10 protein-coding genes are annotated in these 12,811 nt (G+C 43.0%); all 10 read right to left on the bottom strand.

Annotated elements, in window-relative coordinates; genetic code table 11:
* Positions 1-20: 20 nt before the first annotated feature.
* Positions 21-938, bottom strand: coding sequence for a GDSL-type esterase/lipase family protein (locus DWW43_RS01715; protein WP_119962555.1), 918 nt, complete (start codon positions 936-938; stop codon positions 21-23).
* Positions 939-1,204: 266 nt separating this feature from the next.
* Positions 1,205-2,605 carry a sodium:alanine symporter family protein gene (locus DWW43_RS01710; protein WP_119962554.1) on the bottom strand — a complete coding sequence of 467 codons (1,401 nt, stop codon included), beginning with the start codon at positions 2,603-2,605 and terminating at the stop codon, positions 1,205-1,207.
* A gap of 101 nt (positions 2,606-2,706) precedes the next feature.
* A complete protein-coding gene (locus DWW43_RS01705) occupies positions 2,707-4,362 on the bottom strand; it encodes a Na+/H+ antiporter NhaC family protein (RefSeq protein WP_347475228.1) in 1,656 nt (551 codons plus the stop codon).
* Between the two features lie 220 nt (positions 4,363-4,582).
* Positions 4,583-5,800: an iron-containing alcohol dehydrogenase gene (locus tag DWW43_RS01700; RefSeq protein WP_119962553.1), complete on the bottom strand. Its 1,218-nt coding sequence runs from the start codon at positions 5,798-5,800 to the stop codon at positions 4,583-4,585.
* Between the two features lie 224 nt (positions 5,801-6,024).
* Complete coding sequence (locus DWW43_RS01695; protein ID WP_119962552.1) at positions 6,025-6,465, bottom strand: SseB family protein; 441 nt, start codon at positions 6,463-6,465, stop codon at positions 6,025-6,027.
* Between the two features lie 52 nt (positions 6,466-6,517).
* A complete protein-coding gene (locus DWW43_RS01690; RefSeq protein ID WP_119962551.1) occupies positions 6,518-7,873 on the bottom strand; it encodes a sodium-dependent transporter in 1,356 nt (451 codons plus the stop codon).
* Between the two features lie 47 nt (positions 7,874-7,920).
* Positions 7,921-9,450 (bottom strand): C69 family dipeptidase, encoded by a 1,530-nt coding sequence (locus DWW43_RS01685; protein ID WP_119962550.1) that lies wholly within the window; start codon positions 9,448-9,450, stop codon positions 7,921-7,923.
* A gap of 73 nt (positions 9,451-9,523) precedes the next feature.
* A complete protein-coding gene (locus DWW43_RS01680) occupies positions 9,524-10,321 on the bottom strand; it encodes an HAD family hydrolase (RefSeq protein ID WP_119962549.1) in 798 nt (265 codons plus the stop codon).
* 57 nt (positions 10,322-10,378) lie between these two features.
* Positions 10,379-11,863 carry an AAA family ATPase gene (locus DWW43_RS01675; protein ID WP_119962548.1) on the bottom strand — a complete coding sequence of 495 codons (1,485 nt, stop codon included), beginning with the start codon at positions 11,861-11,863 and terminating at the stop codon, positions 10,379-10,381.
* A gap of 104 nt (positions 11,864-11,967) precedes the next feature.
* The gene (locus DWW43_RS01670) at positions 11,968-12,723 is read right to left on the bottom strand and encodes an exodeoxyribonuclease III (protein WP_044945919.1); all 756 of its coding nucleotides are present in this window, start codon (positions 12,721-12,723) and stop codon (positions 11,968-11,970) included.
* Positions 12,724-12,811 lie beyond the last annotated feature (88 nt).

The raw sequence follows: 12,811 nt of genomic DNA, 5'->3' as shown, positions 1-12,811 counted from the left end.
TGTTCCCTCTGTTAATATTTTTATTTATCCAGTGTATGTTCCTCCAGATATGTGAGCCATTTTTCACAATATTTCTTATTCAGATGAATTCCATCTGTGGCCGCATCATCCGGCAGAACTCCATCTGTTGATACCGCTTCCTGCACATTCACAAATGTAGCACCTTCATCCGCTGCAAGCTGCTCTAATCGTTTATTATATTCCGCGATCTTATCATTTCTGACATATCCGCCGGAATCCGATACCGCTTTACTTACCGGAAGTACCGACTGAATAAATATCTTTGCAGATGGATTTTGTGCCTTAATATCATCAATGATCTGCTTGTAATCTGAGATAAATATATCATTACTGATCCAGCCTGTCTCATTGATTCCAAACATTAAATATACACGATTATATCTTGTTCTGGCAAGTGCCTCCATCACTGACCGGTCTTCATCGTCCTGATGGATTACTTTTGCGGTATATGCGCTTGCAACAGTTAATCCCTTGTGTACATATGCGGTTGTCTGTATACCGGTTTGTAACACGAAGCCTTCCGTTCTGGAATCTCCGACAAATACCGCATCCGAAAAATCATTTGATTTGTCATCGCTCTTTAAATCCATGTTTTTTACTGATCCTGTTGTAGTATCATCTCCCCGGCCTGTCAGCAATGTCTCTTTCACATTACCGATTCCGGAACTCTCTGTCGTACTTGTCTCTGTCGTACTTACCTCTGTTGTCACAGGCTCCTGCGTTGATCCTTCTACAATCGGTCTGTCTTTCGCCATATGTATGAACCGAATACTGATGCAGAACGCAAACAGAAGCATTGCTGCTGCCGTTCCACGCATAAATATCTGCTGTCTTCTTCTCCTTCTCTTTCTCTTTTGCTGCATTAAGAACATCTTTCTTCTTTTTTGTAATCTGACTCTATTCCTATTCTGACGCATTATCCGTTCCTCCTTATCTATCTCAAAAGTATTTCTTACTTTGTTTTCTATTATTTAGATGTTTAAGGATGAGAAAAAGTTGATACAAATTTATATTTTTTGAAAAAATTTTGATTTGACGAAATTTTAATCTGAAGTTCCTTGCTTTATGCAATAAGACTTTCCATATAGAAAAAAACATCCGATCGGTTAACGACATATTCATATCTGTTATCCGATTAGATGTTTTTTGTTTATCTATTATTTTTACTTATCTGTTATTTTTATTATGCTTCTTCCCTTGCTTCCAGATCAAAATGCTCCCTGACCAGCTTCACAACTACACCGGAAAGCAAGAATACTGCGATCAGGTTTGGTATCGCCATCAGACCATTGAAAGTCTCTGCAATACTCCAGAGCAATCCAAGATCTAAGGTTGCACCAACGATAGCAACCAGTGAATAAACAAACATAAACGGCTTATTTACCTTTGTTCCGAACAAGAACTCGATACACCTCGCACCATATAATCCCCAACCAATAATAGTTGAAAATGCGAAACAGCACATTGCCACAGCTGTAAAAAGTGATACCCAGTTGCCATATGTAGCAGTAAACCCACTGATCGTAAGCTCAGCGCCCGCTGCCTGTCCATATGTGATCGGCACTTCGCTGCAAAGTATAACCAATGCAGTCAGGGTACAGATAACTATAGTATCTACGAATACTTCAAAGATTCCAAAGAATCCCTGTTTTACCGGCTTTCTTGTATCTGCACATGCATGTGCGATTGAACCTGTACCAAGCCCGGCCTCATTTGAAAAGATACCTCTTGATACACCCTTCTTCATGCTCATGAAAAAGCTTCCAACAACACCACCGGTTACTGACGCCGGTGAAAATGCGCCTTCCACAATCTCTTTAAATACTGCCGGCACATGATTGATATTTAAAATTACGACTCCAAGCGCAAGCACCACATAGAACAGCGCCATAAATGGTACCAGCTTCTCTGTTACCTGTCCGATTCTCTTAATCCCGCCAAGCAGGATCAATGCAAGCAGGACTGCGAGCACAATACCGATGACCAGATTTATAGTTGACGCGGAATCCTTTGAAATAATTCCATAATTAAATAATGCAGAATCGATCGCTGTCGTGATCGTGTTTACCTGTGTGGCATTTCCTGTACCGAATACTGTGATCACACCAAATGCCGCAAACAGATATGCAAGCCAGTGCCAGTGCTTCTTCAGACCATTCTTGATATAATACATCGGTCCGCCGACAAATTCGCCCTTATCATTCTTCTCCCGGAAATGAACGGCGAGTGTTACTTCTGAAAACTTTGTACACATACCAAGAAGTGCGGATATCCACATCCAGAAGACGGCGCCCGGTCCACCGATAGCGATCGCTCCGGCAACACCCGCTATATTTCCTGTACCGACCGTAGCCGCAAGCGCGGTACACACCGCCTGAAACGGTGTCATGGCTCCATCGGCAGCCTGTTTCTTTCGAAACATTCGCCCGATCGTAACTTTCATCGCATATGGAAATTTCCGGATCTGCAGAAACCGGGTTCGGAAGCTTAACACCAGACCGACACCAATAATACAGATCATGGCAGGGACACCCCATATAAAGTTATTGACTACATTGTTGATTGATTCAATTGTTTCTAACATATTTTACTACTAATTTCCTTTACTATAATCTGGCAGGTTTTTCGAATTCAGGTCGTACGCTCTTAAATATGTCCATACGTTTCGGTGAAAATATTCGAAACCTAAACCTCTTCACGTCCGGTTTTTGCACGAATAAGCATTAGAATTACAAATAACAGCACGATACAAACCGGAAGCGCAAGCCATGAAAGTGCGGCAAGCTTCGCAGCCTGAAGAATTCCGATCAACAGATATCCAACCATACATACTGCAGCTACAACAATTGCATATGGAAGCTGTGTAGATACATGGTTTACATGCTCACAATGTCCTCCGGCAGATGCCATGATCGTTGTATCTGAGATTGGGGAGCAGTGGTCACCACATACCGCACCTGCAAGACAGGATGCGATAGAGATTACCATCATCTGTCCGGATGGGAATACGCCGATCACGATCGGGATCAGAATACTGAAGGTTCCCCATGACGTTCCGGTGGCAAATGCAAGTAAGGCTGCAACAATGAATATGATCATCGGCAGGAAGCCCTGCATGGAACTGGCAGAACTGGATACCAGATCAGCTACATATACCTTTGCGCCGAGGAGATTCGTCATACCGGAAAGTGTCCACGCCATTGTAAGGATCAGGATCGGTGCGATCATTGATTTGAAACCTTCCGGTATACATTCCGTAAATTCCCGGAAGGATAAGGTATCACGCAGCATGAAATAAATAAACGTAAATACCAGTGTAACAGCACCACCAAGCACCAGACCAACCGATGCGGATGAATTTGCGAATGCATCTACAAATGATGTTCCGCTGAAGAAACCACCTGTATATACCATTGCAATGATACAGCTTATGATCAGCACAACAACCGGCAGGATCAGATCCAGCACATGTGCATTTTCTTTTAAAATTTCTTCTTCATTATCTTCATATGGTCTTCCCGGAGTTGTGAACAGATCCCCTGCGATCGCATTCATTTCATGTCTCTTCATCGGACCGAAATCAACACGAAGAATGGTTACTCCAAGTACCATGACTAACGTAAGAAGCGCATACAGATTATATGGAATTGTCTGGATAAATACTGCAAATCCGTTAATTCCAGCATCTTCCGGTACGGATGATGTAACAGCTGCAGCCCATGAACTGATCGGTGCTATGATACACACCGGTGCTGCTGTAGCATCAATAATATAAGATAATTTGGCTCTAGATACTTTATGGCGATCTGTTACGGGACGAAGGACACTTCCTACAGTCAGACAATTAAAATAATCGTCTACAAAGATCAGGATTCCAAGAACCATAACGGATAATTGTGCACCAATCCTTGTCTTAATGTGTTTTGATGCCCATTTTCCAAATGCCGCAGAGCCTCCTGCTTTATTTAACAGGGATACCAGAATACCAAGCATAACAAGAAATACCAGAATACCCGCATTTCCTGAATCTGAAAGCTTCGCGATCATACCGCCATTTTCATTAAACAGCATGGTATTGATGCCTAACTCCAGATTAAAATTCGAATATAATAATCCACCTGTGATAATACCTGCAAGCAATGAGGTATAAACCTCCTTTGTGATCAGTGCCAGACCAATCGCAATAACCGGTGGAAGCAGAGATAATATCGTTGCATAGGTCTTACATTGATAATTCTCCGGATCTGCGATCTCCCCCGGTGTTTTACCGGTTACCACCATGAGTACGATTATGATCGCAATGAATATAAGCATCGCAATCTGTTTTCTTTTGATCTTCAATTTCTCTCCTCCAAAATTTTCTTTTGTTTTTTATGCCCTATGCTAAGCATTCTACTACATTCGTTTCCATAAAGGCACACTACTTTTCCAGTATAAAGTGCTGTCCCTGAGAAATCAAGTTTTACCTGACATTTTAAAAGGGTATTTTCGGAATTTGTTCCAAAAATACCCTGGTTTCTTATTTTATATCAGTATTGTACCTCTTATAAATCAATTACTTTTAGAAATCAACCTCTGAATCATAATAACAGCACTTTAAGAGTTTCTCCATCTCTTCCTGACTCGGCTGTCTTGGATTTGATCCTGTACATGCATCCAATATTGCATTTGCTGCGATCTCAGGCAACCGCTCTAAGAATACATTCTCAGGTACAAAGCCCTGCTCTGCCGGATAGCTGTCAGCACCATAATGTTTGATACAGTGTGGGATATTCAGATCATCGTTCATCTTACGCAGATAGTTGATCAGAAGTGTTACCTTCTCATCTAATGTATCACCGCCAAGTCCCATAAAGTCTGCGATCACTCCATATCTTTCTTTTGCAGTTTCATCCTTTGCATTAAATGCGATGACCTTCGGCAGATACATTGCATTTGCCGCACCGTGAATGATGTGTGCGCCATAATCCGCAAATGCTGCACCTGTTTTATGTGCCATAGAATGAACAATACCCAGAAGCGCATTTGAGAATGCCATACCTGCAAGGCACTGAGCGTTGTGCATCGCATCACGTTTTTCCATATCTCCGTTATAAGAACCAACCAGATCATTCTGGATCATCTTAATAGCATGTAATGCAAGCGGATCTGTGAAATCACAGTTTGCGGTTGATACATATGCCTCGATCGCATGTGTCATTGCATCCATACCGGTATGAGCAACTAACTTCTGCGGCATCGTCTCTGCCAGCTCAGGATCAACGATCGCTACATCCGGTGTGATCTCAAAATCAGCGATCGGGTATTTGATGCCCTTCTGATAATCCGTGATAATTGAAAAGGCCGTTACTTCAGTTGCAGTTCCTGAAGTAGATGAAATTGCACAGAAATGAGCTTTTTTACGAAGGGACGGAATACCAAATACCTTACACATATCTTCAAATGTAATGTCCGGATATTCATATTTGATCCACATTGCCTTTGCCGCATCAATCGGAGAACCTCCGCCGATTGCTATGATCCAGTCCGGTTCAAACTCCAGCATGGCAGCAGCACCCTTCATAACTGTTTCAACAGACGGATCCGGTTCAATGCCTTCAAATAACTGAACTTCCATTCCTGCCTCTTTCAGATTCTTTTCTACTTTATCCAGAAATCCAAAGCGTTTCATCGAGCCACCGCCAACACAGATCATCGCCCTTTTTCCTTTAAAAGTTTTTAATGCATCTAATGCATCCTTTCCATGATAAATATCTCTAGGTAACGTAAATCTTGCCATCTTTCCATCCTCCTATTACTCTATCTTATTGGTACGCCTAAGAAGCCGCAAACGACTCTTGCCTATAAAAAACAAAAAGTAGTGTACTACTACACTACTTTCTGATTATATCACAATTCTTTTCATTTCTCATTATATTTTTGTGAAATTTAAACAACTGTTTTTGTGAAAAATTAAATTTTCTAAACTTTTTATACAAAAAATGGCATTTTTCTAATGTTTGGCTACTTTCCTGCAAGAATCAGCTGAAGCAGACCCTTATCCAACATTAATGCACGGTTCCAGGGATTCAGAATAATGCCCTCTATATCGTCCGTCATTAAAACTGCTTCAAAGAGATGGCTGATATCTGCCATAAAGGTTGACATTACGGTTTCACCGCCCTTTATCTCCTCATCAAAGCTGGTAAATGCCATCCACCAGTACCGCTCATCCTCGGTCTGGATCGCCTGGATCTGCAAACTGCTCTCCGCACCCGCCGGTGGTATAACAGCAACAATGAACTGTCCATTTGCTCTCGCACGCCGTCTTATCACTGTAAGTGTATGTGCAAGCATTTCTTCTGTCGGTTCCTGCTGTAAAACAAGGATTGCTTCTTCAATTGTCTCATTTCCCTGTAAGCCTTCATCTACAGGTATCTGATCTTCATATTTTTTCGTATCCATATACCGTCTGATCTCCCAAATATCTTCTCATATTTTATCTTGAAAATCTTCTTTATAACAGTCCCTGAATCAGAATGATCAGGATCAGAACAGGAAGTACAAACTGGAAATATGGTTTTAATTTTACGGACATTTTCAATCCGGAACCGGTATTTACTTCCTCAATATAATTATCAAAGCCCCAACCCCATTTCGTAACACAGAACAACAGATAGATCAGCGAACCGAGTGGGAGCAGAAGATTACTTACCAGGAAGTCCTCACTGTCTAATACATCTCTGCCACCGATCAGGTGCAGATCACTCCACACGTTGTATCCCAGAACACAAGGAAGACTTGCGATCAGAATAATAACGCAATTGATGATGGCTGTCTTATTCCTGCTCCATCCGAACATATCCATCGCAAATGACATGATATTTTCAAATACGGCGATAACCGTAGAAAAGCTTGCAAATGTCATAAACAGAAAGAACAGAGAACCCCAGATCCTGCCGCCTGCCATATTGACAAATACATTTGGCAGCGTTACAAATATCAGCTTTGGTCCTGCAGTGACCTCTACTCCATAGCTGAAGCAGGCCGGAAAGATAATAAGACCGGACATAACTGCTACAAATGTATCAAGCGCACAGATCCTGACACCTTCGCCTGCCAGCGCATGATCCTTGCTCATATAACTTCCGAAGATCTCCATCGCAGCTACACCAAGACTCAGAGTGAAGAAGGCCTGATTCATAGCCGCGGAGATCACATTTCCGATACCAACTTTCTCAACCGTTGACAGATTTGGGATCAGGTAGAACCGTAAACCTTCACCGGCTCCTGATAAAGTAATGCTGTGAACTGCCAGTACCACGATCAGCACCAACAGTGCTGTCATCATAATCTTACTGATCCGTTCCAGACCATTCTGAAGTCCACGGCTGCATACGATAAATCCGACAATAACCGTCAGAATCATCCAGAAGCCCATCTGCTTTGGATCGGCAAGCAGATTCGAGAATACAGATCCGGTTGAATCCGCATCCATACCAGCCTTGAATTCGCCTGTTACGAATTTATAAAAATACGATACCATCCAACCGGATACGGTTGTATAGTACATCATCAGTACATAACAGCCAAGGATCGCAAACCATCCATGAATGTGCCATTTGCTCTTTGGTTTTTCAAGCTCCTTATAAGCCAGAACTGCACTCTTTCTGCTTCCTCGTCCGACAGCAAGCTCCATCGTCAGAACCGGAAGTCCCATCACCACAAGGAACAACAGATAGAACAATACAAAGATTCCTCCACCATTTTCCCCTACTACATATGGGAATCTCCATACATTTCCGATTCCGATCGCGCATCCTGCACTTACTAATAAAAATCCTAAACGGGATTTAAATGATTCTCGTTTCATATTTTCTACTTTTTCTCCTGTATTTCTTGCTTCTCTATGCCGCTGCTTTAAGCATCCGATCTCGCATAAGAATTCTTCATCTGATTACTCAGTTCATATAAGACTTTGGAAAGCGTATTACCGGTCTCTTTCCGGAGAATATCTGCCATTTCCTGATTGGCCTGCTTCCGAAGCGCGCTTCGTTTACCGGCATCTGCTTCTTTTTCTATCTGCTCATCATATCGGTTGATCACTGCATGCCCTTTCGCAAGCATAGTTTCCTGATACCGTTCAATATGGAACAGAGACTTGCTGTAAGAGGCATCTGCCATCGCTGCGATCATACGGCTGTTCCAGTAGAAATTATCGGTAGATACGTCAGCGGTCGTGTTCGCCAGATATTCCGGTGTCGTGTCCACATTTGCATAAAATGGCACCATGACATTAAACGCATTTGAAGCAAATGCCACCCACTCGATCACACGACTGTCCTCTGCTCCATATGGTCGCATCTGGATCGCAGACATGAAATCAGTCCGGTTAATACCGATGGAACGATATGCACCTGCCATCTTCTTATCTCCATATGGGAGATATGGATCATATGGTGTTCCCTGATAATGCGCGGACAACACATATTTGACATCCTCCATCGTCACCTTATGCTCCGGAATCAGACTCCATGGAATGTCGTCCGATACCGGTGTGTAATCTGCATTTTCACCATCCCAGCGGTAGGTCTTCGGATTCAGATACCGCTCCATAAACCATGCTCTTGGCGTATTGTAGACATGATCCGAATCATCATGACTCCCAAATATCTCTCTTGGATTAATGAATCTGCCAAATGGCAGATCCGCATCTTCGGCCTTACGTTCTGTGCTTCTTCTAATAGTCAGATCCAGATGATTCTTCTCGATAAATTCCGGCAGATCTTTTGAGCACATATGTGCGTTCTGATCCGTTAGTGCATCCTTCATATCAAATACATCCATGCCGAACTGATTCGGCATCACAACATAGACATCATCCGGCACTTTTTTCGCGATCCAGTGATGTCCTCCGATCGTTTCCATCCACCAGATCTCATCCTGATCCTGGAATGCGATTCCATTCATCTCGTAGGTTCCGTACGTTTCAAGCAGACTGCCAAGACGTTCTACACCTGCTCTCGCACTTCTTATATATGGAAGTACGAGACAGACGATATCTTCTTCTCCGATTCCGCCCGGCATTTCTTCGTTTCCGTTCTCTGCCGGCTGATACTCGACCAGAGGATCTGCGCCGAGCACTCTCGGATTCGATGTAATGGTTTCGGTCGCTGTCATTGCAACATGGGCTGCATTTACACCGCTTGCTGCCCAGATGCCTTCCCCATCGATTGCATTGGGCATCGATGTATAGCGCATCGCTTCTTCCGGAAGCGGAATTTCCAGATGTGCCAGAACCGAACGGTAGATCTTCGGCTGTTCTTCCGGTTCTACGACTACAAATTTCTTCGGCATATAATGACCGGATCCTGAATCATCGTTTCTGGCAATGATCGTTGATCCATCATAGGATGCCTTCTTTCCAACTAATATCGTTGTACATGCCATCAGGCTTCACTCCTTTTTTCTGATACAATTCTTTTTCCTGTTCTGTATGTTTTCTTTTCATAGCTGCTGCCTGTTATCGTAACAGCTTCTCTTTTAATACCTTGATCACACCCTGATTGCGCATCGTATCTGCTACATGGGCTGCTGCCTGCTTTACCTCATCTCTGGCACTTCCGATCGCATAGCTTTCCTTTGCACAGGCAAGCATACCAAGGTCATTGATATTATCACCAAATACCATAACTTCATCCGGTTTGATCTCATATTTATCAAGCAGAAACTGTAATGCACTTCCCTTGTTGATCGATGGTTCCGAACAGTCTACCCAGTAAACTCCGGCAGGTGCCAGTAGAATGGTATCCTTCCATTTGTCATAAAACCAGTCTTTTACGATCCGCTCTGCATCCTCCGGGTGAAATATCGAGATCTTCACGATATCATCATTAATATCGGTAAGATCCGGCACTGCCTTGATCTCATAGCGATATGCTTCCCGCATCCAGTTATACAGTCGTCCATCCTCGCTTCCAACATAGGCATAATCCCTTCCACAGAGCAACAGCTCTACATCCGGCAGCTTCTCTGCATCCTCCACGATCGCACGGATCAGGTCTTTCTCCATCGGACGTTTGAGCCATGTTTCGCCCTTGCTTCCTCTGACAAATCCGCCATTATCCGGGATATATAAGATCTGATCTGCAACCGGTGCAAATAACTTTTTCAAGCTCGCATACTGCCTGCCGCTTGCTGCTACAAAAGTTATATTCTTTTCTTTTAATGCCTTTATTACATCATAGATCTCAGGATTGATCTCAAATGTTCCGTCAGGAACAAGAGTTCCATCCACGTCACTTGCTACTAATTTTATCATTTTTACTTACGCTCCATTTTCATTTAACTAAAAACAGCCGTCCGGCAACATTCTCTCCTATAGGAATAAATGTCTTACGCCTTCCGCATCAAATGTCACCTGTGGTACATGATCTACCTCGATCCGGTAAAGTGCATTTGCTGCCAGATGCTCGGCTGCCTGCTCCAGATCACGGATACCGGAGGTATTCTTGAATTCTTCAATGACCGCATCCAGACCATCCTCTGTGATGATACATTCATTCTCTTTCAGACCGATCCGCTTCAATACCTTTGGCAATGCAAATTTACTGAAAATGATCTTTTTTTCTTCAAAGGTATAATCCGGTATGTCGATAACCGCAAAACGTGACATCAATGGCGCACTGATATCTTCTTTATTATTTGCCGTTGCGATCGGATATACGCCAACGGTCGGGATCATACACTCCATATAGTTATCTGTAAATCCAAGATTATCAAGCAAAGTCAGAAGTACATCCGCAGGATTTCCATTTCCCTTTCCTGATGCAGCCTTATCAAGCTCATTGATAATAAATACCAGATTGGATTCTCCTGCGATCGAGAATGCTTCCATGATGATACCCGGCTTTGCATTTGCATAGATTCTGGAGCTTCCTGTAAGCTGCTCCGGATCATTGATCGAACTCATATCAAGGGTTGTCCATGGCAGTTTCAGAATACGGGCAACCGCATACGCGATCTGTGATTTTCCGGTACCGGCAGGTCCGACCAACAGAAGTCCATAAGCAGGAAGGGTATGAGTTCGGTTGATCTGGATAACCGTCTCCATGATCCTCTGCTTTACACGTTCCATTCCATATAATTCTTCATCCAGGATCCGTCTTGCTTCAACCGGATCGATCGCTTCAAAATAATTGCTCTTCCACTGAATATTCATCATGATCGAGAGTGCTCTCTGTGCATGACGACGCTCCTCCGGTGACACCTCATTTGATCTGGCAACAGCAAGATTTCTTCTCGCCCAGAGACGGATATTATCCGGCATCGTTCTGCCCGCACATGTCATAAAATCAGAAATGCTCTGAAGACTGGTCAGCTTCATATCGTCGCCTTCCTCGTCTGCATCGTCATCCTCCTCGACTTCCTCTGATGCTGTACTTGCAAGCAGTCGTTCGATCATAAACTGTAAAAATCCATCTGCCGCAGATAACTTGGTTCCGCCACCAAATGCTGTCTCTCGGATTCTGTATACTGCATATCCGTCTTCCAGATTTTTACCGGACAGACGTACACTGATATGATTTTCTCCCAGCCATTTGATCAGACTGACAAATCTGGAATCAATCTTTAAAATATCTGCTGAAAATGTCTCCCCATTTTCCTTGAATTCAAAAGTAGTACGCTTTGCCGGATTTGTAAAAACGCCCAGCGCATGATGGATCCACTGTCTCTCACTGTTATCTAACACCAGAATCGGTTCCTCCGGTGTCTTTTCCTTTGCATTTGACTGAAATGCCGTATAGGTACAAACCGTATCCTCATTCTTTACCGGTTTATCACTGAAATCAAAAACTGGCATATATAATTTCTCCTTTTATCATTTTTTCTATTCTTCTACACCCGCAAGTGCTGTAATCTTTGCTTTCGCCTGTTAGTATGCATTTATTCTTATAAATGGTACCATTACAGGTCAATATCAAGTTCTACCGGACAATGATCGGAACCCAACACCTCTGTATGGATCTTTGCATCCACAAGTCTGGATTCCAGAACCTTTGAGGTCAAAAAATAGTCGATCCGCCATCCGGCATTCTTCTCTCTTGCCTTAAAACGGTAAGACCACCAGGAATAAATGCCTTCTGCGTCCGGATTAAAAAAACGAAACGTATCAACAAATCCACTGTCAAGCAGGGTACTGAATTTTTCTCTTTCCTCATCTGTAAATCCGGCGTTCTTACGATTGGTCTTTGGATTTTTCAGATCGATCTCTGTATGTGCCACATTCATATCCCCACATACTACCACCGGCTTTGTCTGTTCCAACTGCTTCAGATACTCTCTGAAATCATCCTCCCACTTCATACGATAGTCCAGTCTGGCAAGCTCATTCTGTGAATTTGGCGTATATACAGTGACCATATAAAAATTATCATATTCGAGTGTGATGACTCGTCCCTCATGGTCGTGTTCTTCTATACCGATTCCATATGCCACTGACAACGGCTCTTTCTTTGCGAAAATAGCAGTTCCGGAATATCCCTTTTTCTCTGCATAATTCCAATATTGATAATAACCCGGAAGCTCCAGTTGAAGCTGTCCTTCCTGCATTTTTGATTCCTGAATACAAAAAATATCTGCATCTGCCTCTTTAAAGAAATCCATAAAATTCTTTCCAACACATGCGCGAATTCCGTTCACATTCCACGATATCATCTTCATTGTAGTGCTTCCTCCTGTCTGATCTATATACATAAAAAGACCATCCGCTACCTCCTGAAAGCTCCGCTCTGCCTACGCAATAGAAAAA

This window comes from Clostridium sp. AF15-41 (assembly GCF_003604095.1).
Lineage (GTDB): Bacteria > Bacillota > Clostridia > Lachnospirales > Lachnospiraceae > Coprococcus.
This window is presented reverse-complemented; position numbering and strand designations above follow the sequence as displayed.

Excerpts from the sequence above, each read along its gene's own strand:
- DWW43_RS01715 (WP_119962555.1), bottom strand. The coding sequence starts at position 938 with ATGCGTCAGAATAGGAATAGAGTCAGATTACAAAAAAGAAGAAAGATG.
- DWW43_RS01710 (WP_119962554.1), bottom strand. The coding sequence starts at position 2,605 with ATGTTAGAAACAATTGAATCAATCAACAATGTAGTCAATAACTTTATA.
- DWW43_RS01700 (WP_119962553.1), bottom strand. The coding sequence starts at position 5,800 with ATGGCAAGATTTACGTTACCTAGAGATATTTATCATGGAAAGGATGCA.
- DWW43_RS01695 (WP_119962552.1), bottom strand. The coding sequence starts at position 6,465 with ATGGATACGAAAAAATATGAAGATCAGATACCTGTAGATGAAGGCTTA.
- DWW43_RS01690 (WP_119962551.1), bottom strand. The coding sequence starts at position 7,873 with ATGAAACGAGAATCATTTAAATCCCGTTTAGGATTTTTATTAGTAAGT.
- DWW43_RS01685 (WP_119962550.1), bottom strand. The coding sequence starts at position 9,450 with ATGGCATGTACAACGATATTAGTTGGAAAGAAGGCATCCTATGATGGA.
- DWW43_RS01680 (WP_119962549.1), bottom strand. The coding sequence starts at position 10,321 with ATGATAAAATTAGTAGCAAGTGACGTGGATGGAACTCTTGTTCCTGAC.
- DWW43_RS01675 (WP_119962548.1), bottom strand. The coding sequence starts at position 11,863 with ATGCCAGTTTTTGATTTCAGTGATAAACCGGTAAAGAATGAGGATACG.
- DWW43_RS01670 (WP_044945919.1), bottom strand. The coding sequence starts at position 12,723 with ATGAAGATGATATCGTGGAATGTGAACGGAATTCGCGCATGTGTTGGA.